This is a genomic window from Paenibacillus sp. VMFN-D1, from assembly GCF_003386155.1.
Classification (GTDB): domain Bacteria; phylum Bacillota; class Bacilli; order Paenibacillales; family Paenibacillaceae; genus Paenibacillus_AQ; species Paenibacillus_AQ favisporus.
Map to the genome: position 1 here is coordinate 2,350,725 of NZ_QRDU01000001.1, position 19,448 is coordinate 2,370,172.

18 protein-coding genes are annotated in these 19,448 nt (G+C 54.4%); 3 read left to right on the forward strand and 15 right to left on the reverse strand.

Going from position 1 to position 19,448, the window contains the following annotated elements; all coding sequences use genetic code 11:
* Positions 1–248: 248 nt before the first annotated feature.
* The gene (locus tag C7820_RS10770; RefSeq protein WP_181908992.1) at positions 249–1,163 is read right to left on the reverse strand and encodes a CPBP family intramembrane glutamic endopeptidase; all 915 of its coding nucleotides are present in this window, start codon (positions 1,161–1,163) and stop codon (positions 249–251) included.
* 339 nt (positions 1,164–1,502) lie between these two features.
* Between C7820_RS10770 and C7820_RS10775 the strand changes: the two genes are divergently transcribed.
* Positions 1,503–2,297 (forward strand): SDR family NAD(P)-dependent oxidoreductase, encoded by a 795-nt coding sequence (locus tag C7820_RS10775; RefSeq protein WP_116230936.1) that lies wholly within the window; start codon positions 1,503–1,505, stop codon positions 2,295–2,297.
* A gap of 110 nt (positions 2,298–2,407) precedes the next feature.
* Here C7820_RS10775 and C7820_RS10780 read toward each other — a convergent pair whose 3' ends face one another.
* From C7820_RS10780 to C7820_RS10790, 3 genes are all read right to left on the reverse strand, one after another.
* Complete coding sequence (locus C7820_RS10780; RefSeq protein ID WP_116230937.1) at positions 2,408–3,193, reverse strand: arylamine N-acetyltransferase family protein; 786 nt, start codon at positions 3,191–3,193, stop codon at positions 2,408–2,410.
* Positions 3,194–3,567: 374 nt separating this feature from the next.
* On the reverse strand, positions 3,568–4,311 hold the full coding sequence (locus C7820_RS10785) for an SDR family NAD(P)-dependent oxidoreductase (RefSeq protein WP_116230938.1): 744 nt from the start codon (positions 4,309–4,311) through the stop codon (positions 3,568–3,570).
* A gap of 42 nt (positions 4,312–4,353) precedes the next feature.
* The gene (locus C7820_RS10790; protein WP_181909069.1) at positions 4,354–5,109 is read right to left on the reverse strand and encodes an SDR family NAD(P)-dependent oxidoreductase; all 756 of its coding nucleotides are present in this window, start codon (positions 5,107–5,109) and stop codon (positions 4,354–4,356) included.
* Positions 5,110–5,227: 118 nt separating this feature from the next.
* Here C7820_RS10790 and C7820_RS10795 point away from each other — a divergent pair, with 118 nt between their 5' ends.
* Positions 5,228–6,148: a LysR family transcriptional regulator gene (locus C7820_RS10795; protein ID WP_116230940.1), complete on the forward strand. Its 921-nt coding sequence runs from the start codon at positions 5,228–5,230 to the stop codon at positions 6,146–6,148.
* Positions 6,149–6,230: 82 nt separating this feature from the next.
* On the opposite strand, the gene C7820_RS10800 is transcribed toward C7820_RS10795, so the two are convergent.
* From C7820_RS10800 to C7820_RS10820, 5 genes are all read right to left on the reverse strand, one after another.
* Positions 6,231–6,560 (reverse strand): ArsR/SmtB family transcription factor, encoded by a 330-nt coding sequence (locus C7820_RS10800; RefSeq protein WP_076167219.1) that lies wholly within the window; start codon positions 6,558–6,560, stop codon positions 6,231–6,233.
* Positions 6,561–6,713: 153 nt separating this feature from the next.
* Positions 6,714–7,307 (reverse strand): redoxin domain-containing protein, encoded by a 594-nt coding sequence (locus C7820_RS10805; RefSeq protein ID WP_116230942.1) that lies wholly within the window; start codon positions 7,305–7,307, stop codon positions 6,714–6,716.
* A 49-nt stretch (positions 7,308–7,356) separates the two neighbouring features.
* Entirely contained in the window at positions 7,357–8,061 is a 705-nt protein-coding gene (locus C7820_RS10810) for a Crp/Fnr family transcriptional regulator (RefSeq protein ID WP_076167223.1), read from the reverse strand.
* A gap of 202 nt (positions 8,062–8,263) precedes the next feature.
* Positions 8,264–9,397 (reverse strand): AbrB family transcriptional regulator, encoded by a 1,134-nt coding sequence (locus C7820_RS10815; protein ID WP_116230943.1) that lies wholly within the window; start codon positions 9,395–9,397, stop codon positions 8,264–8,266.
* The gene (locus C7820_RS10820; RefSeq protein WP_116230944.1) at positions 9,397–10,125 is read right to left on the reverse strand and encodes an MBL fold metallo-hydrolase; all 729 of its coding nucleotides are present in this window, start codon (positions 10,123–10,125) and stop codon (positions 9,397–9,399) included. The genes C7820_RS10815 and C7820_RS10820 overlap by 1 nt, the downstream gene beginning before the upstream one ends.
* Before the next feature lie 156 nt (positions 10,126–10,281).
* Between C7820_RS10820 and C7820_RS10825 the strand changes: the two genes are divergently transcribed.
* Complete coding sequence (locus tag C7820_RS10825; protein WP_181908993.1) at positions 10,282–11,205, forward strand: TetR/AcrR family transcriptional regulator; 924 nt, start codon at positions 10,282–10,284, stop codon at positions 11,203–11,205.
* Positions 11,206–11,248: 43 nt separating this feature from the next.
* Here C7820_RS10825 and C7820_RS10830 read toward each other — a convergent pair whose 3' ends face one another.
* From C7820_RS10830 to C7820_RS10855, 6 genes are all read right to left on the reverse strand, one after another.
* Positions 11,249–12,010, reverse strand: coding sequence for a LamB/YcsF family protein (locus tag C7820_RS10830; RefSeq protein WP_116230946.1), 762 nt, complete (start codon positions 12,008–12,010; stop codon positions 11,249–11,251).
* Positions 11,997–13,013 (reverse strand): 5-oxoprolinase subunit C family protein, encoded by a 1,017-nt coding sequence (locus tag C7820_RS10835; protein ID WP_116230947.1) that lies wholly within the window; start codon positions 13,011–13,013, stop codon positions 11,997–11,999. Before C7820_RS10835 ends, C7820_RS10830 begins: the two co-directional genes overlap by 14 nt.
* Complete coding sequence (pxpB, locus tag C7820_RS10840; protein WP_116230948.1) at positions 13,010–13,732, reverse strand: 5-oxoprolinase subunit PxpB; 723 nt, start codon at positions 13,730–13,732, stop codon at positions 13,010–13,012. The genes C7820_RS10835 and pxpB overlap by 4 nt, the downstream gene beginning before the upstream one ends.
* 211 nt (positions 13,733–13,943) lie before the next feature.
* Positions 13,944–14,384 carry an SRPBCC family protein gene (locus C7820_RS10845; protein ID WP_116230949.1) on the reverse strand — a complete coding sequence of 147 codons (441 nt, stop codon included), beginning with the start codon at positions 14,382–14,384 and terminating at the stop codon, positions 13,944–13,946.
* 2 nt (positions 14,385–14,386) lie between these two features.
* The gene (locus tag C7820_RS10850) at positions 14,387–14,899 is read right to left on the reverse strand and encodes a MerR family transcriptional regulator (RefSeq protein WP_116230950.1); all 513 of its coding nucleotides are present in this window, start codon (positions 14,897–14,899) and stop codon (positions 14,387–14,389) included.
* Positions 14,900–15,736: 837 nt separating this feature from the next.
* On the reverse strand, positions 15,737–19,444 hold the full coding sequence (locus C7820_RS10855; protein ID WP_116231723.1) for a non-ribosomal peptide synthetase family protein: 3,708 nt from the start codon (positions 19,442–19,444) through the stop codon (positions 15,737–15,739).
* Positions 19,445–19,448: the final 4 nt, after the last annotated feature.

Sequence of the window (19,448 nt, forward strand, 5' to 3'; positions counted from 1 at the left end):
TTCTCCTTCTTCGATATGTCGTGTAATAAGCTGATTATATTCTCAGCCAAAAGGAGCGCACAAGGCAGGAAAACGGTGGAAATGTACGGGAAAACCATGCCCGGAATCCTCCCAGCCCGCCATTCCCCCTGATTGCTCACAATACCGCACGTCTACACCGTTCTGCACGAATGACAATAGCGGGCTCACACAGAGCCCGCCTTCCATCGGTTTTTCTTTCCTGATTTCTTTCCGGATTATGCTTGTTCTTAACTTACCTGCTTAGCGTCTTCCGGCTCAATGCGGTTCCAGTCCACCCTGTTTTTCTTGCGGAGCGACCAGGTAAGAAGCACGATAACGCCGATAACGACCGATCCGATATTGACCAGGTATGCGCCGAGCGGAGAGTTGTACTGAACCTCGATGAGCGCCGAAGAAGACGGAACGACGACATACCTTACCATTTCGAGCCATGCCACGTGGAAGCCGATGTTCATCCACAGATTGCCTGATAGAATACGGCACATTTGCAGCAGCGTGCCGAAGGCAATCAAGTTGATGATATAGTCTGCCGTAATTTGATCCCATGTGGCAATCCCGGCAGCTACCATGATTGCGGTGAGTGCGACCGGCGCGAGCACAAACAGGGCGACCTGCATCAGCAGAGCGATCCAGCGCGGGAACCGCGTGTTCAAATTGCGGAACAAATAGCCGCGGAAGGAAATCTCTTCGGGAAAAGCCTCATAGAAAAAGGCGATGGCCGTATTGATCAAAATCGCAAACAGCGTAGGCACGGGAAGATGCAAAGCGACGACTTCGAGCCAGCCTAAGGCGCTGCCGATCAGCAGCGAGGCTGCGGTAAGGAGCGCCAAGAAAGCTGCTCCAAGGAGAAAGTACGGCAGGCCGGACGGCGGAGAACTCAGCCCGAGGCCGCTCCATGGCCGTCTGTCGGCATACCGCCTCAGCAAATAAATCAGGGGCACACTTATGCCTGTGGTTACGACGGCGAGAATCACCTGCAGGGCCAAAGTGGGAAAACCATATGAGGCTGCAACCGTTGCAGCGGCCACGGCCAGACCCAGTCCGGCCACAAACGCCAGCCAGCCGAGCACAATGCGCCAGAACAGCTGGATTCTGCCCTCCTGATCGCGGAAAAACCGCAAAATGGTTTCTTTGCGGGACATGCCGGTTGATCTGAAAATGGCGGATCCTCCTTTCTGAGTAAACCGTTGTCTGTCAGAATGCTTCTATCTGACATTGATATATATAGTAAACTCACGATCAATGTGTTCCTGGTAAGAGACCCATTTTTTCATAGATCAAAGCCATTCTGCTAGAATCGTTACTCCGATCAAGGGCAAACATCGCCTCGGTTCCGGCCGGCAAGTGACGGATGTCTGAAGTTTTGAACTTTTTGATGCGCGGCCGGCTTGACAGTTAGAATGAAGAACTGGAAACTAATGGTATAAGAGATTAAATTGTAGGGATCCTATTTGGGGATTCTTATGGAGGAGGTTATCATTATGGAGCTTCAGCTATCTGGACAAACCGCGCTTGTCACCGGTTCCACTTCCGGCATCGGCAAGGCTATCGCGTCTTCACTGGCTGCAGAAGGGGCCAAGGTTCTGATTAACGGCCGCCGTGAAGACAAGGTCCACGAAACGATCGATGAAATCCGGGGGCGGCATACCGGAGCCGAACTCGTTCCCGCAGTCGCCGATCTGGGAACGGAACAAGGCTGTCTCACCATGATGGAACAGCATCCGGATGTCGATATCGTGGTGAACAATTTGGGCATTTTTGAACCTGCCGAATTTTTCGATATCCCGGATGAGGAATGGTTCCGCTTCTTTGAGGTCAACATTATGAGCGGTGTCCGCTTGAGCCGGCATTATCTGAAACGCATGATGCAGCAGGACCGCGGAAGAATTATTTTCATTGCCAGCGAAGCCGCCGTCATGCCGTCGCAGGAGATGGCGCATTACAGCGCCACCAAGACGATGCAGCTGTCGATCTCCCGCAGCCTGGCCGAGCTGACCAAGGGCACGGACGTGACGGTTAATACCGTGATGCCCGGCTCCACCCTGACCGAGGGGGTTGAGACAATGCTCGATACCCTGTATCCGGGGGAATCGTTAACGATCCGGGAGGCGGAGCAGCGCTTCATGCGGGAAAACCGGCCGACCTCGATCATTCAGCGGCTGATCCGGCCGGAGGAAATTGCTCACCTCGTTACGTTTATCAGCAGCCCGCTCTCCTCTGCAATCAACGGGGCCGCGCTGCGGATCGACGGCGGGTTAGTTCGGAGCGTATTTTAGTGTGTACCGCCAACCGCAAAAAAAGTGCCGTCATCCCTTCCAAAGGGAGACGGCACTTTTCATTATGATGCTGCTGCCCACGCCCAATCTTGATGGGATCGGCACGCATTTTATTCGGGGAGGACAATGCCAAAATACTGCCTGAACGCATCCCGCTTCTCTTCCGGTGTCCGGGGGGTGAGGATGCGCACCTCCTTGCCGGCAAAGATCCGGAACTCGTCGCCAGCGACCGTGTTTCGCCCTTCCGGCGTGCGGATAAACACCATCGGGCCTTGTCTGAAAATTGATTCAGGAGCATGCTCGCACCAGAAGGAGGCCATCACATAATCCCGCGGCAGTTGGGGCTCTTCGGCAAAGGAATAAATGAGTCGCCAATCCTCCCCTTTCCTCTCCATCAGCTGCCAGCCGAAGAACGGATCCCGGTCCAGGCGATAGCATTCGGTTCCCTGCGGCTGTTCCAGATGCTCCTTGATCAGCACAGGCCTGCCGGGGACATTTCCGCCTACCCCGACATCGCATAAATACCGGGCTCCTTCTGCTTCAACCTGAAGCACATGATGCCTGCGCTTTGGGGGCAGGTTATCCTCATCACGCCAAAATCTGGCGAAATAGTGGGTCACGGGAAATCCCAGTTCGCCCAGCAGCCAGCCAAACAACGCATTGAGCTCAAAGCAGTATCCGCCGCGCCGGCGCACGACGATTTTGTCATATAGGTCCGGAATGTCAAGCGATAAGGGCACACCTTTTAAAATATCCAAATTTTCATAGGGAACGCTGTAAATATGGCAGTGCTGCAGTTCCGCCAGCGTGTCCGCCCCATTGTCCAGCTTGCCTTGGAATCCGATCCGGTCCAGATAAGCCTGAATTTCCGGCGTCTGCGATGGATGGTTAGTCACAACGAGCTACCTCCCTGCTGTTATAGTGCTGCGCATATCCATGCCGCTTCGTGCAAGCATCGGAATAACAGCCATACAGCTAATTTCTATAGCAGAGCTTGGTTCACCTTCTGCTGCTTACGATATTTACTCTGATTTTTGCTTAAAAATAACCGGGTCCACCAAGAACACGGCATTTCCGACCAGCAAAATCGAAAACTCCCGCCCGGTCTTACCCGTTGTGATCAAGTTGATGATCCAAATTCTTTTTACATATTCAATAGTGGTATCGTTAAATACAAAAAGCGCAGAACAGGAGCATAAGGGGTTTGACCCTACTCCATATTCTGCGCTGTATCGGTTTAGTACTCTATCATGCCCAGCAGGTACTCTTCTTATACCGCCGTGTATCCCCCGTCGACCAGCAAGCTGGCACCAGTGATGAAGGAAGCATCCTCGCTCGCCAGGAACAGCACGGCTTTGGCGACTTCCTCCGGCTTGCCGAGCCGTCCCATCGGATGAAGGGCGGTCAGATGTGCGGTAATGGCTTCGTCCCTGCCCTGAATGAGCGGCGTGTCGATATATCCCGGGCACACCGCATTGATCCGGATGCCCTTGGCGGCATAATCGGCTGCCATTGACTGGGTCAACAGCTTCACCCCGCCCTTGGCGGACGCATAAGCCGTGACACCCGCCTTGCCCACATGGCTGTGAATGGATCCGCAGTTCACGATCGCCCCGCCCGTTCCTTGGGCCAGCATCTGCTGGATCGCATATTTGTCGCTTAAAAATACACCCGTCAGGTTAATGTCGATCGTCCGCTGCCAGCTGTCCGACGATAACCGGTCCGCCGGTCCGTCCTTGGCGATACCCGCGTTGGCGAACAGGATGTCCAGCTTGCCGAACTTGGCGATCGTCTGCTCAACCATTCGCTGCACCTCAGCTTCTTGCGTCACGTCTGTTTTGACAAACAGCGTATCGTATCCCTGTGCGTTCAGCTCCTCGGAGAGGGTCTGGCCCCTGTCCGAAAAATCGGCGATAACGACCTTCGCCCCTTCGGAGGCAAACATCCGTACCGTCGCTTCCCCGATGCCGCTGGCGCCGCCGGTAACAATCGCTACTTTGGAATCAAATTTCATGATTAAACACGCTCCTATGAATTCACTTAAATGTACAGACTCTTAGATAGCCGTTGCCCCGCCGTCGATGACAAATTCGGATCCCGTGGAATACGACGACTCGTCCGATGCCAGGAATACCACCAGATTCGCTACTTCCTCCACCGTGCCGAAACGGCCCATCGGCGCTACCTTTTTACCCAGTTCGGCTTCGGACATTTGGCTCACCTCCGACGCGTAAGCGCCCATGGCGGTGTTGATGTAGGCCGGATGGATCGAGTTCACCCGAACGCCTGCGGCTGCGTATTCGATCGCGGCGTCCTTGGTCATTGTCCGGACCGCACCTTTCGAAGCTCCGTAAGCGATATGGCCGGATGCGCCCGTCAGTCCCGCAATGGAGGATGCATTAATAACGGAACCACTCTTTTGTTTGGCCATGAGCGGCATCACATGCTTCATCCCAAGGAAAACGCCGGTCACGTTGATCGCCATCATCCGGTTCCATTCCGCCAGTTCGATGTCGGCCAGCGGCTTAATGAAATAAATGCCGGCATTGTTGAACAAAATATCGATGCGGCCAAACTGCTGAACCGCGGCATTCGCAATTTCTTTCCATTCGTCCTCATTGCTGACATCATGACGGAATGCTGCAGCTTCGCCGCCGGCCTGCGTAATTTCCGCAGCCGTCTGCTTGGCGCTGTTGAGATCAATATCGGTAACGACGACTTTGGCGCCTTCTTCCGCAAAGCGGAGAGCCGTCGTCTTGCCGATCCCGGCGCCGGCGCCTGTAATCAGTGCAGCTTTTCCTTCGAGTCTCATCATGAATCCCTTCCTTTCGTATCTCACATCATTATGTTAACATGTCTTGAGATTCAGCAAAATTTAAACCTATTGAATTTTGCTTAAGAAAAACTTAAAGATCAAAGGACGATGCTTCATGAATACGGAAAAGCTGGAGTACTTGGTGGAGGTGGCCCGGGCCGGTTCGATTTCCAAAGCGGCCGAGCAGCTTCATGTGACGATTTCAGCGGTCAGCCAAGCCATCACCAGTCTGGAATCGGAGTGGGGGATCAGCATTTTTACCAGGTCCAAATCCGGAGTCACCCTGACTCCCGAAGGCAAAATCATTATCAAAAAAGCATATGAAACGCTGGAGAAATATGAAGATCTGCTGGAGGCCGCCCGCGGATTATCGGGTACGGTCAAGGGCCGGCTGCGGGTGGCGACCATACCAAGCCCTATGTCTCTTCTTGAGCGTGTCGTGATCGAATTTAAAAAGAAGTTTCCGGACGTGAAGCTGGAGATCGTGGAAAAAGGCTCGCAGGACATCATTGACGATGTGAACCAGGACAAAAGCGATCTCGGACTCATTATATTGTTCAAAAACCGGTTGATCGAACGCACCGGCCTGGCCTTCGAACGGCTGCTCCCCGTGCACATGGTCGCCGGCATCAGCAGCGCGTCGCCGCTCGCCCTGAAGCCCGCGATCGGTCCTGAAGAATTAAGGCAGCAGACCGTCGTCCTCTATAACGACGATTATGTGAAGTGGTATATGGACGACTTTCAGTCACTCTATGGCCCGGTAGACGTGCTCTTCACCACCAATAACCGGGATCTGATCTTCAGGGCGTGCATGAATCACGGCGCCGTGACCATCGGGCTCAACTTCTCGTTCATGAACGAGCCGGCCTTCCGCAAGGACAATATCGCGATCCTTGACTTCGATCTGCCGGATCACGGCCCTGTCTACCTCGGCGTCATCCAGCGCAAGGAAAAGACCCATTCGCAGGTCTCCCGCCGTTTTATGGAGTGGTTAAAACATGACTTGGAAGAATTAGGGGCATCCATGCAGTCTTAAAAGGGGTTCAACTTGAAGCAAAAGAAAAAACATCACGGCATCGCGATGTTTTTTTGCAGTTCATATGAGGGATTCATATCGCTCATTCCGATGAATCTCGCCCCTGGATATCCCGCAGGTATTCATCCAGGCGGTCCAAACGGTCATCCCACATCGATCGGAAAGACTCAAGCCAGTGGTCCAGCTCTTGAAATGGTTCGGTACGCAGCTTAATGATTCGCCGGTTGGCTGCAGGCTGCACTTCAACGAGGCCGGCCTCGTGAAGAACGCGGACGTGCTTGGATGTCTGGGGCTGGTTGAGTTCAAGCCGATTCGCGATATCTCCAATGGTCAGGGGGCCACGGTCGCGAATGAGCTCGATAATATGCAGCCGGTTAGGCTCGGCAAGCGCAGTCAAAGTTGTCGTGTTCATCTTCATGCCTCCTGACCAAATACTACCACAAAGAAATATTTAGAGAAAACGAAAATAAAAACAGCCACAGCAAAGAAATTCCTGCTATGACTGTTTGGATTCCAAACAATCTATACAATGGTAAGGGATTGTCTCACCTTATTTCAGCGGCGTTTAGCGAGACCGATTCTCCGGCTTCATAAGTGCTTCCTCCGGGGAGGACGCTGCGAACCGGTCCACCCATTCGAAAGGAAGGTGATCGGTAATCAGCTTTCCGTAATATGCGGTCCTTACGATCCCCTCTTCATCGATCAGAAACTCTGCTGGAATGCGGTGGAAATTGGCCCCATCTTCAGGCGTAAGCGGAAAACCGGCCGCCGCCGCTTCATCTGCCAGTTCATGAACATTCGGCAGCGCTAATGTAGCTTCCGTCTTGGATTCCGACGATTCGACTCCGTACAGGCTATAGATATCGGCATTCGGATCGGCAATGAGCGAGAAAGGCGCCTGCTGCGCGCCTACATACTTGTGCAGGTTCGCATCCGGCGATTCAAAAAATGCGATGACTTGAAGCCCCTGGCGACGCCAGTCGGGGTACCTCTGGATCATTTGATGAACGCGTAAATTGCACATAGCGCATGCCGCATTACGAAAGAACGACAGCAGCACCTTGCCGCCGCGGAATTGGTCCAGCGAAACCGGATCGCCGTGCTGGTCGATCGATTGGAAGAGCGGAGCTTTGTCCCCGGTTATCAGCAGGTTGGTCATGGATATTCCTCCTCATGGATCTTCTATGCATGAGATGCATGAACCCACTTTAGCAGGAAGCTCCGGATTCCTCTGTGACCAGGTCACCAAACTCCTCTTCCAGCAGCTTTCGCTGCAAAATGCGGACCGTTCCCCGGCTGGTCTCGATCCACCCTTTTCGCTGAAACCGGGCAAGAGCCCTTGTCACGACTTCGCGAACCGACCCGACCTCTTCGGCCAGCTCCTGATGGGTGATCCGCACCGTCGGCGCTTCCCCGGCCGTCATTCGCAGCAGCGCTCCGGCAAGGCGGTTGTCAAGCGGGAGGGTCTGGCGCTGCTGCGTCCGTTCCACCATGCGAAGCATGCCGTCAAGCAGCCCGCCGAACACCGTGGCGCGAATAGACTCGTACTCCTGTACCCAACGCATAAAGCTGCTTTTCCGCACAAACAGTACTTCTACTTCGGTCTCGGCAGTCAGTTCACCGGGATACTCGCGCCCGCTTAGACCGCTCAGCACCAAAAGTGAGCAAATTTCTCCCGCCGTCAGCAGGTTGATGACGGATTCGGAGCCATTTTCGCCGATCACCGTGATCCTCGCGGTTCCACTGAGAAGGAACATACCGTATGCCGCTGCATCATCCCGGTGGAATATTCGCGATTTAGCGCTAAATCGACGGATAAACGGCCCGGACTCCCGCCACTCTTCAGACGAAACCGCCGTCAGACACGGAAATACCTGGACGGGCTTGTCACTCGATTCATGTGATATGCTCATGCGCTTTGTTCCTCCCAAATAGGTCAACCCGTGATGACTATAGTATAGAAGATATTCGTCAGCAGCAAAAGCATAACTCAGCAGCATTCGCAGGGTTAGCGTGGCTCAGCGTCGGCTGGTGGTCTAAATATAAAAAAACAGCCAAAGCTGAAATGCGATGGCTGGTTGAATAGATAAAACATGTAGGTTGCGTGTTTATAGATCACATCGGCCTGTTGGCCAATTTTTTTCCTTTAAGCATCGATCTGAAGATCAGCCTGAGCAGCGGCGGTACGGCGAAAAAGATAAACAGGGTTCGGAACAGCTGGTAGCAGGTGACGACCGACAGGTCCCCGTTCACTTCCTTGGCGATCAGCGCCATCTGATCCATACCGCCTGGCGAAAGGCTGAGAAATGACGTAACTTCCGTAATCGCGTGAAACTTGGTCAGCAGCACGCTGAGCCCGAGGGAGCATGCGATCAGCACGACACCGCTCAATATGGCGAGCAAAATGATTTTCACTTTGTGCTTCAAATTTTCCGGTTTAAGCAGCAATCCGATATACCCGCCCATCATCAGCTGCGACAGGCTCAGGGCCACCGGCGGGAGCGAATGTCCCTCATATCCCCATAAATTGAGCAGGATGGTGCCGATCATCGGCCCCAGCAGAAAGGCTGTCGGAAATTTGATCCGTTTGCCCACCAAGGCAAATACGACGCATACCACCGCGAAAAGCCAAATATGCGGAAACAAGGCGGACCAATCAGCCGATGCCGCCGGAGATGCGGCTTCTGATGCATGCGATCCCGTGGGATGGAACAGCGGGCTGAAGATCAATAGGGGCACACAGAAAATAATCATGATCAGCCGCGACACCTGAAGGAAGGTCACGACCGTCAAATCGATTCCCTCCACTTCTTCCGCCAGCGTGATCATTTGGCTCAGCCCCCCGGGAATGCTGCCCATCAGCACCGTAGGAAACGGGATTCCCGACAGAAAAGCGATCATAAAGGCGATCGCCGCAGCAACGACCAGCAGCAGCGCCGTAAACAGGATCATCGTCGGCAGCTGATGCCCGATCTGCTTCAGCGTGGACATGGTGAAGGATAATCCCATCGTATAACCGATGATGATCATCCCCGTATTTCGCACCTGCCCCGGCCAAAAGAAAGAAACGCCTTTAAACAGCTTGGAGCCGATCATGACAAAAACCATGGAGCCGAGCAGCCATGGTATCGGCATATGGATCCATTGGAAGATGCATCCACCGATGACGGCAAACACGCAGGTCACCAAAAACCGCAGCCATTTGTTGTTCCTCAAACGGCTGTTGTTCAAGCTTGCGGTGTCTGTCATTACAGGCTCTCAGTCAGTTCAGCGATTCGCGCCCCGGCATCCCCTTGGTACAGACCGCCATGATAGCAGATGACGTTTTCGATCGGATAGGCTTTGAATTTGGTGATCGACTGCATCGCTTCGTCCATATTCGGCGTCACCGGCGGATTCGGTCCCTGCAGCTCGCCGTTGTTAACGACCATGGCGTCACCGGTAATCAATGTTTTGCTCGGCTCGTGATACAAGCTGATATGCCCTGGAGTGTGGCCGGGTGTATAAATGACGGTCAGTCCCCCGCCGAAAGGCAGCTTCTCGCCATCGGCAAGAAGGCGGGTCACATTGGTCACCTTTCCGGAAAAGGTCGTCTCAAAGGCTTCAGCTAATTGGGCCGGCAGCGACTCCAGCAGTCCCTTTTTACGGTCCCCGCTAAATTTAATCATTGGTTTGAGTCCGTCGATGTAAGGCTGGTCTTCCGCATGTGCGTATACCTCCACGCCCTCGCCCTTAAATTGAGGCAGGCTGCCCACATGGTCGATATCCTGGTGGGTAACAATAATGGAATGAGGGGCGGCAGGGTCAATCCCCGCCTGAGACATGAGCTCCACGATTTTTTCGTAGGAGCCCGGCATCCCCGTGTCTACCAATACATAGGAATCCTTATCCCGGATGACTACAGGATGAATCACCATCTCCCGATCGCCCATGGAAAGGGACAGTTCCAGCATTTCGATCTGATCTGAAATTTTCATACTTCATGCCAAAGCATTTCGCTTTGGCTCACCTCCTGTCAACTTAAATATCCGCATAAAACTCGCTAGTTCATTATATGACTCTTGAGTTTTTTGTGTCAATTCCTTTGTTGACCCTTAGCGGACATCATGTCAAAATGTGTAGGGGTGGTAAGGATGGAGCAAATCAAAAAGCAGCAGATCATCAATACGGCAATGCGTATTTTTAAAGAAAAAGGATATTTCGCCGCCTCCATGCAGGACATTGCGGAAGCATGCGGCATGGCCAAGGGCAGCATTTATAAAGTGTTTCCTTCAAAAGAGGACCTGTTTACCGGCGTTTTCACCTTCGTGCACCGGACGATGTTCGAGCAAGCCCGGGAGCTGGATCGCTCGCTGCGGCTGGCGGGGGACCCGCCGAAGGAAATTTTGCGGCGCAAGATCGAGTTTCAGCTTCAATACATGCTGGAAAACCACTTTTTTACGAGCGAGTTCAAAGAGCTGCCGATCACCGCTAACGAAAACTTCCAGGTGGAATGGAAAAAAAAGCGCGCCGCGTTTCTGACGTGGCACCGCGACTGCTTCTACGAAGCTTACGGCGATTCCATCTCCCCTTATCTTGGGGATATTGTGGCGATCTACCGCGGCATGTCGCGGGAATATTTGTCCCATGCTGTACAATCGATTATCGCCTGCCCGATGGCGGAACTGGCCCGGTTTTGCGTAGACCGGATGGACGCGGTTATCTGCGACATGATCGAAAAGGAGCCGGTCCCGATTCTCAAGGTGTCGAGCGCCTATTTTAATGACATCAATCCGGTGGACCTTCCGACCCGGCGGGCGAACCTGGGTGAGTTTCTGCAGTATTTTGCCCAAAAGGTCCAAGAGCTGCCGCAGCCGGAGCGGATTCAGAAAGAGCTGCTGGAAGTGATCGACCTGCTTCGGCGGGAGCTGGAACAGGATCAACCGAACGCGACTTTGATCCGGGTGTATACCAACTTTCTGGATTCCGTCGACGAGCTGAGACCTTACGTGAGGCAGCTGGGCCTCATGCTGAATCATGCGGCAGAACCGCAAAAAGACAGTCCGGATCAGGCATAAAGGGCCTGACGGACTGTCTTTTTTTGTTTTATTGATAACAGGGTCATACTCCTGCAGGCCTGACTCCAATGCCTTCCGCTTCCAGGCGCGCCCGAAGCTCCCTGGCAAAGGCTGTGGCATGCTCGCCGTCGCCATGAAGACAGACCGTGTCGGCCTGAATGGTCACCTCCGCTCCGTCCGCGGAAGTTACCCTGCCTTCCTTCACCATGCGGATCACCTGCCGAACCGCCTGATCGGTGTCCGTGATGAGCGCGTGAGGCAGCCTGCGGGGCGTCAGCGTGCCGTCGGGCTGATACGTCCGGTCGGCGAATACTTCGCTGGCTGTTGTGAGCCCGTACCTTGCCCCCGCAGCCAGCAGCTCGCTGCCTGCCAGGCCGTAGAGAATCAGGGACTCGTCCGTGCGGCAGACAGCTTCGGCGATTGCATCCGCCAGGGGAGCGGAGACCGCAGCCATGTTGTACAGGGCGCCGTGCGGTTTGACATGATGAAGACGCCCGCCTTCCTGTTTGGCAATCGCCTGCAGTGCGCCGATTTGGTACGTCACCAAATCCATGGCTTCCTCCGGCGAAATATCCATGTTTCTTCTCCCGAAGCCGGCCAGATCCGGCAAACCGGGATGCGCGCCGATGGCGACCCCGCGGCTTAAAGCCAGCTTCACCGTCTTCCGCATGACGGAGGGATCGCCGGCGTGGTACCCGCAGGCGATGTTGGCGGACGTAATTTCCCCCATCAGCTCTTCGTCGGCCCCGATCCGATATACGCCGAATCCTTCCCCCATATCGCAGTTCAAGTCAATCCAACCCATCAAGCCATCCGTCCTCCTTTAATTTAAGGGCAATCATCCGGGCAAGCCGCCTTAACCGTATGCCCTGATCCATCCATAATTGTTCCGCTTCCGTCTGACTGATCTCCCTAAAGCGGAGAGTTGAACCGGGCGGTGTCTGCGCAACCACCGGCAGGTCCACGCCGGCAACCTGGGCGATCTTCGGATAGCCGCCGAGCGTCTGGCGATCGGCCATCAGAATGATCGGCTGCCCATCGGACGGTACCTGCACGGTCCCCATCGTCACCCCTTCCGATATGTATTCCTGCGGTCGGTGAAGCTGCAGCCGCGGACCTTCCAGCCGGTACCCCATCCGGTCCGATTGGGGCGTAACCCGGAAATCATGATCAAGCAGCGCGCGCCGGCTCACATCGTCGAAATCGCCGAATTGCGGCCCGCTGACGATCCGGACGTAAGGGTGCTCGCTGTAAGCGGGCCTTTCCGAGGCCGGAACCGCCCACCTCACCGCATCAAAAGGCTGTGTTCCCTTTGTGGATGGATGGCGCAACCGGCCTTTGCCGGTCCCTACTGGAATGATGTCCCCTGCCTTTAGCGCCCTTCCCTTCATGCCGCCGATCCCGGCACGAATATACGTGCTGCGGCTGCCAAGAACCTCAGGCACATCGATGCCTCCTGCAACAGCCAGATACGTCCGGCAGCCTGACTTCGGTCCGGTAAACGTGAGTGTACTGCCCTTTCGGACAAAAACGGGCCTCCACATCGGAACCGGCACACCGTCAATCTGCGGTGAAAAATCCCCTCCGGTCAGGGCTACCCACATCTCCCGTTCCATGCGGACGGACATCCCCGACCAGGTCACCTCGATGAGGGCGTCGCCCTCATCGTTGCCCACCAGCCAATTGGCCGTCCGGTGCGCGAAGCGGTCCATGGGGCCGGAGACGATGATCCCGTACTTGCCGTAGCCGGATCTTCCCAAGTCCTGGATCGTCGCCATCAGACCGGGTTTTATGACCGTTATGCTCATGCTTGCGCCCCCTTGATCCGCTCGTATTCCGCCGCGCCTATCTGACGGAACCGGATATATTCCCCTCCCCGCAGCAGCGCGGGCGGGTCCTGATCCGGCCTAAACAGGGGAAACGGCGTCCGGCCGATGATCTGCCAGCCGCCCGGTGTTTCCACCGGGTAGATTCCCGTCTGCGTCCCCGCGATTCCGACCGACCCGGCCGGAATGGCAAGCCGCGGCGACGGTTTACGCGGCGCGGCGATCCGTTCGTCGAGCCCGCCCAAATAAGGGAACCCGGGAGCAAACCCCACCGCATAGACCAAATAGGTTTGAGCTGTATGGATCTGGACCACATCCTGGGTGGTTAAGTTGTTGATGGAGGCTACTTCTTCTAAGTCCGGGCCAAACCCGCCTCCATAGCATACCGGGATGTCGATCACCACCGGCTCCACATCGGGCGTTCCCTGGATGTCCGCCATATAAGTTTCCAGAAGGGACTGCACATAATCCATCCGGCCGGTCTCGTGCAGCGGTAAATCAAGCTCAAACGGATCATATAATACGGTCACGCTCGTAAATGCCGGAACACATTCGACAAACCCTGGAAAGGGATTTGCCTCAATGCGCCGGGTCAGCACCTGAACCTCACGGTGCAAATCTTCGCTGACCGTGCCGCCAAGGTGCACCACAACCGCCGATTCCCCTAAGGGTACGACCCTGCGCGCTTCGTTTCGGTTCATGGAATCCCCTCCTTCTGTATGTATAAATCCTCATCATCTATATGATAGCAGAGTCCATGCGGTATGCATTCGATTTTTTCTGCACGGTGGGACTTCTAACTGAAGACTGAAGACCGACCCTTCAATGCAAAAAAGTCGCCTCAGGATCCCTGAGGCGACTTCGTTGTATCTGAATGCAGTACTGCATCTTGCAATGACCACCTTGACCGGGCTACTCAGCGACGACTTCGCCCAGCTTATCCAGCATAATCTTGGTCCCGTGCTCGCGCATAGAAACTGTATCCAGTCCGTCGAGAAATGCACCATGCTCGGTATAAATCAATCTTGTTCCTTGCCCCGACGCCTGGAACTGCACCGACACGACCGATATGGACATGCGGCTGTCGCCTTGATCCAACGTATACGTATAGACGATCCGCTCGTTCTCTGCGATCTCCTGGTAGACGGCATCAAAGGTAAACACCGGCCCATCCGGTGGCCCCCCGGCATTGACTTCACGCCCCCCTACCTTAAACTCGAAGCTGTCGGCTTTCGGAAACCAGGCTGACTTCAGTTCGGGATCGGACCAGGCCGAAAACACCTTCGCCGGCGCTGCTTGATAATTGCGTTCAATAACAAATGTTTCGTGAATGACAGATCGTTCGTTATTCATGGTCATGGCCTCCCTGGATTGTTCCTATTCATAGGATCCGGCTGGTTTTCCCCAAGCGCCTCCCCGAGCCGGTCGAGGCTGCGCTCCATGCTTGTCCGTTTTTCCAAAAAGAACTTTTCCTTGCTCTTCTTCATCACTTCAAGCAATGCGGTAAACTCATTGACCGTCAACGTTTGGTCATGCTGCAGAAGAGCCGATACGTTTTCCAGCTCCTGCAGGAGCCGCTGCTGCAACCGGATGGTACTTCTCAGGCGGTCCATCTGAATCCGGACAATGTCGAGCGGGCTGAATTCGTTCCCGTCCACGATTTCCTTGACCTCATCCAGCGACAAACCCAGCTCTTTCAGAGACAATATTTGCTGCAATTTGGCCAAATCATGCCCGTTATAGATCCGGTGACCGGATTCGGTATGCCCGGACGGAGAAAACAAACCGATTTGATCGTAGTACCTTAACGTTCGGATCGTCAGTCCCGTCATGGCCGCCAGCTCCCCGACCTTCCACTGCGTGTTCATAATCATCCCCTTGCTTCGCGAAGACTGTACCGGTAGCTCTAATATAAAACATTACGCAGCGTAAGGTTCAAGGGATTGCAAAAAAAAAAAAATCGAACGGCATCATGTCGTTCGATTTCAATATTCAGCAAACATGGAAAAGGATGAGTGGTATGATTAGGAATGCTAATATGGCTGGAAATATCATTTGCCGAAAGAGCCCGCAAAGTTCCGCAAATCCCTTTAGTATTGCTTAAGTCCCGCAGATGGTTGTTCCTTATCTGTCTTTCTGTATTGCTCTTGTACCATTCATTCATTTCAATTTCACAGTCGTATAGCTATTGTCTTTCTATTATTGTTACTTATTATTATTCCGCGGACCTGGGTCGTACTTTTGGTCTTGCTCCTGGTCATGCTTTTGCTTTTATCCATGCGATTGCTGGTCCGGTTCTTCCCCAACCTTTTTCCTCATTTCTAAAGCTTGCTCTTGCTGATGAATTACTGGTGAATTACTCGTGTATTGCTCGGTGAATTGCTCGGTGAATTGCTCGAGAATTGCTGGTGTATTGCTGGTTTATTGCTGTTAACATTGCTGGTGAATTGATTGTCGCGCTATAGGATACGAGATCTCGCTTTTGTCTGCTATGTCCTGCGGTCACAGATTGCACAATACCATGCCCACCCTGCCTTGCAAAACTCGAGCTCCTCATACGGCTCCGGCTATATTATTCGCTTTCGTCCGTTTCTGTCTTTATTTCTAACACGTTCTAACCTTTTTCTTTCCTTGCCAGGTTCATGACGATCCGCTGGCCGCATTACAGCCCCAAGGGTTTATCGCAATGATAACAATTCTCCCGACTATTCGGGCTGCTCAAAATACTCCACCTTAACGGCATGAGCGATCAGCTTGCGGAAATAAGCCTCATCCGGCTGAGCACACTGGACCCCGGTCCCCTCGAGGTACTCGAGTGTCTGCGGGCATGCGTAGCGGTAATTGGAGTTTTTCGCACCGTCCCCCTCCAGCTGCGCCATGGCCAGCTCCAGACCCGCCTGGTCCTTGGCCTGCTTCGGATCGAGAAGCCACTGCTCGTATTCCTTCCAATCGGTCAAGTCGATCGTATAACCGTATGCCTGGAAGAATCGCACCATGTCTCGATAAGATACCGTGACCGGGTTGCAGATATGAAACATCCGTCCGATGGTCGCGTCCTGAAGCGCCAAGGCGGTAATGGCTTCTCCCGCGTAATTGATCGGCGTCATATCGACTTCCCAGCGAACATCCGGCGCTTTTTTAAGCAGCAGCATCGCCTTAAGCATGCGGTAAAACGCATTGTTGTCGATGTTATTCTGGAATAAGCCGTTATCCGACCGGCAGGACAAATTGCCTACGCGATATACGGAAGCAGCAAGGCCTTCCCGGCCGGCTTGAACGACGAGTTTCTCGGCAGCAAGCTTGCTGTTGGTATAGACGTTCTCGACGTAGGCTTCATCATAACCGGAACCGGCCGTGATCGAAGCCCATTGGCCGTTTAGCGCCAAATCTTCCGGGATGCCGAGCGTTGAGATGAAATGGAACCGAACGCCCGGTTTGGATTTGGCCAATGCCAGCAGACGGTTCGTACTGTCCACGTTGACCCTGGCAAAATAGTCCGCTTCCCCAAAATGCTTGACTTCCGCACCGCAATGGAGGATGGAGTCCAGGCGATCTGCCAGCATGTCCCGAACTTCCTCGCTCAATCCTAAATGCTCCTGTTCCAGATCGCCCTGCACGGCGATGACCCGATTGTCCATCAGATGTTTGACTTCATTCCCGAAGTATCCGACCATTGTCTGTTCCAGCCGGGCGTAAGGCTCCTGCACGCCGGATGGACGAACGAGACAATAAATCGAAGCTTTCGATTGGCGAAGCAGCTCGTACAGCAGGTGAGAGCCAAGGTAGCCGGTCGCGCCGGTCAGCAAAATGTTCTCCTGCGTGTATACCCGCCCTTCGGCAGGATCCTGAGGGTAAAAGCTGAGCGGAAACTCCGCCAAATCCTGCAGCGGAACGTCCTCACCGAACGCCTCCTCGGCTGTGGACGCTTCATGGGCCAGCACTTCGATCCGGCCGGCCAATGCGGCAATCGTCGGGTACACGAAGAAATCGTTGATCTTCAGCTGCGGATAATTCGGCTTGAGCAGCACCAGGATCTCCAATATTTTCAAAGAGTAGCCGCCGATTTCAAAGAAATCGTCGTGGATGCCGATTCTCGTCTGGCCAAGCGCTTTCTCCCATGCAGCGGCCACTTCCTTTTGAATGGCCGTGACAGGGGCTTCATACGGCGAATCGTCCTCTTCCGGCACGATCTCGAAGGCCGCCAGCTTTTTGCGGTCGATTTTCCCTGTCGGTGACAGCGGCATTTGATCCACGAAGCACATATATTTGGGAACCATGTAGCCGGGCACCTTTTGGCCTAAAAATTGGGCGAGTTCCTTGGAAGCAACCGGCTGCCCGTCATTTGACGTATAAAAGGCAGCGAGCACTTTGGTTCCATCCGCTTCGGTTCTTGGAATGACAGCGATATCCTTGACGGACTCATGCTTTGCCAGATTGTCCTCGATCTCTCCGATCTCGATCCGGAAGCCCCGGATTTTTACCTGGGCATCCTTTCTCCCCCGATACTCCACCAGTCCGCTCGGAAGAAGGCGGACCATATCGCCCGAACGGTAAAATTTCTTGCCCGACTCCGGCGTAATCGGATCGGTGATGAAGGCTTCCTTCGTTTTTTCGGGCTGGTTCAAATACCCCTTGCCCACGCCGACGGAGCTGATCAGGAGCTCGCCGGTAACTCCGATCGGGCACAGCTCGTCGTGCTCGCTGACAATGTACAATTCATAATTGTTCAGCGGCGTTCCGATACATACTGTCGTCAGATCGTCCGGAACCGGATAGTCGACGATATGGGAGGTTGCCACCGCCGTAATCTCGGTGGGACCGTAAAGATTGACGATCGGAACCTGCAGCTTTTTCTGAAGCATGCGTACGGCCTCTCCCGACAACGCCTCGCCGCCGACGATGATGCTCTTGATGTTCCCGTATTTGGGCGCATCCTCTTCTGGCAAATGGGCTGCAAGCTGGTTAAAGAAAACGGTCGGCAGAATGGCGACGCGCGTCGCCTGCTGCTCCACCACCGCCGCGGTGAAGGCGTCGATGGAGAAACGCTCCTCATCGGTGAGCAGATGCAGCCGGCTGCCGCAGGCCAGCGATCCGAAAATGTCATAGACCGACGCGTCAAAGCTGAAGGTGGAGTACTGAAGAATCACGTCCTCCTCAGTCAGATCCATCTCTCTGCGCGTGGACTCCGCCAAGTTGACGACGCCTTGATGAGCGATCAGGGCTCCCTTCGGCTTGCCTGTGGAACCGGACGTATAAATGATATAGGCCAGATCATCCGGCTCAATGGCAACCGGGGATGCTTCTTCCGGATAGGAGTCCGCCTGTTCTCCCAATGGGAGAATTTCCGGCTTCCTGTCAAAACCGGCAAGCAGCGTTTCCAGACGGTCCACATATTCAGCATGTGTCAGGATCATCCCGGTTTGCGTGTCAGCAATAATATAGGCGTTTCTTTCATCCGGATGGGAAGGATCCAGCGGAATGTAAGCCCCGCCTGCCTTAATAACGCCAAGCATGCAAACAATCGTTTCGAGGCTCCGTTTCATGAAAATCGGCACGAACTGCCCCTTCTGCAGCCCTTTGGAAAGCAGCATGTTCGCAATCCGGTTGGACTGCCGGTCAAGCTGCTTGTAGGTTAACTGCTGCCCATCTTGAGTGACGGCGATCCGGTCCGGATACTTCGCTATAGTGGAAGCCATCATCCGGACGATCGTCGGCTGTTCCGGAAGGTCCATCTGCGTATCATTCAAAGCAGTATAAGCGGCCCGATCCTCCTCCAGCAGAAAAGGCAGGCGGCTGATTTCCAGATCCACATTCCGCAGCGCACCTCGAACGATTTGAGCGTAATGCCTGCTGAACTTGCGCACAGTCTGTTCCCGGAACAGCTGGCGCGCATAGGCGATGCTCATCGTCCACCGACCGGATTTCGCCTGAACGTTCCAGCCCAGCCAAGCCGGACGGCTCTCATGAACCTCGCCGTACACCGCTTGATAGCCGAGTGGCTGGCCCATCATTTCTTCAAGCTCCTGCAGACTCAAATCCGCGGCGTCCAGCTCTCCCAGCTTGGCTTCGATCCGCGCATAGACCTGCCGGAACGTATCTTGTCCGCTGATCGCTGCGCGAAGCGGCAGCAGTTCTCCTTGCCGGCTCACCACGCCAAGCAGCAAATCCTGATCGGCACTCATCCTGTACAGGAACACCGCGTAACCAGCCAGCCACCAGGCACGAGGGTTGCCCAGCCGGCTCAGTTCAGCAGCCTCTTCCGGTCCCAAGTCCAGCGTTTCCGAGATCCGCAGCAAATCGGGCTGAATTTCCCGCACCGGCTCATCCGTGTAGAGATTGAGTCCGGGCAGAGGAAGCTCGAGTTCCTGGGACCAGTATGCCTTGCTGCGCTCGCTTATCGATGTTGTGTTCAAAATG

Excerpts from the sequence above, each read along its gene's own strand:
- C7820_RS10770 (WP_181908992.1), bottom strand. The coding sequence starts at position 1,163 with ATGTCCCGCAAAGAAACCATTTTGCGGTTTTTCCGCGATCAGGAGGGC.
- C7820_RS10775 (WP_116230936.1), top strand. The coding sequence starts at position 1,503 with ATGGAGCTTCAGCTATCTGGACAAACCGCGCTTGTCACCGGTTCCACT.
- C7820_RS10785 (WP_116230938.1), bottom strand. The coding sequence starts at position 4,311 with ATGAAATTTGATTCCAAAGTAGCGATTGTTACCGGCGGCGCCAGCGGC.
- C7820_RS10790 (WP_181909069.1), bottom strand. The coding sequence starts at position 5,109 with ATGAGACTCGAAGGAAAAGCTGCACTGATTACAGGCGCCGGCGCCGGG.
- C7820_RS10795 (WP_116230940.1), top strand. The coding sequence starts at position 5,228 with ATGAATACGGAAAAGCTGGAGTACTTGGTGGAGGTGGCCCGGGCCGGT.
- C7820_RS10800 (WP_076167219.1), bottom strand. The coding sequence starts at position 6,560 with ATGAACACGACAACTTTGACTGCGCTTGCCGAGCCTAACCGGCTGCAT.
- C7820_RS10805 (WP_116230942.1), bottom strand. The coding sequence starts at position 7,307 with ATGACCAACCTGCTGATAACCGGGGACAAAGCTCCGCTCTTCCAATCG.
- C7820_RS10810 (WP_076167223.1), bottom strand. The coding sequence starts at position 8,061 with ATGAGCATATCACATGAATCGAGTGACAAGCCCGTCCAGGTATTTCCG.
- C7820_RS10815 (WP_116230943.1), bottom strand. The coding sequence starts at position 9,397 with ATGACAGACACCGCAAGCTTGAACAACAGCCGTTTGAGGAACAACAAA.
- C7820_RS10820 (WP_116230944.1), bottom strand. The coding sequence starts at position 10,125 with ATGAAAATTTCAGATCAGATCGAAATGCTGGAACTGTCCCTTTCCATG.
- C7820_RS10825 (WP_181908993.1), top strand. The coding sequence starts at position 10,282 with ATGGAGCAAATCAAAAAGCAGCAGATCATCAATACGGCAATGCGTATT.
- C7820_RS10830 (WP_116230946.1), bottom strand. The coding sequence starts at position 12,010 with ATGGGTTGGATTGACTTGAACTGCGATATGGGGGAAGGATTCGGCGTA.
- C7820_RS10835 (WP_116230947.1), bottom strand. The coding sequence starts at position 13,013 with ATGAGCATAACGGTCATAAAACCCGGTCTGATGGCGACGATCCAGGAC.
- pxpB (WP_116230948.1), bottom strand. The coding sequence starts at position 13,732 with ATGAACCGAAACGAAGCGCGCAGGGTCGTACCCTTAGGGGAATCGGCG.
- C7820_RS10845 (WP_116230949.1), bottom strand. The coding sequence starts at position 14,384 with ATGAATAACGAACGATCTGTCATTCACGAAACATTTGTTATTGAACGC.
- C7820_RS10850 (WP_116230950.1), bottom strand. The coding sequence starts at position 14,899 with ATGAACACGCAGTGGAAGGTCGGGGAGCTGGCGGCCATGACGGGACTG.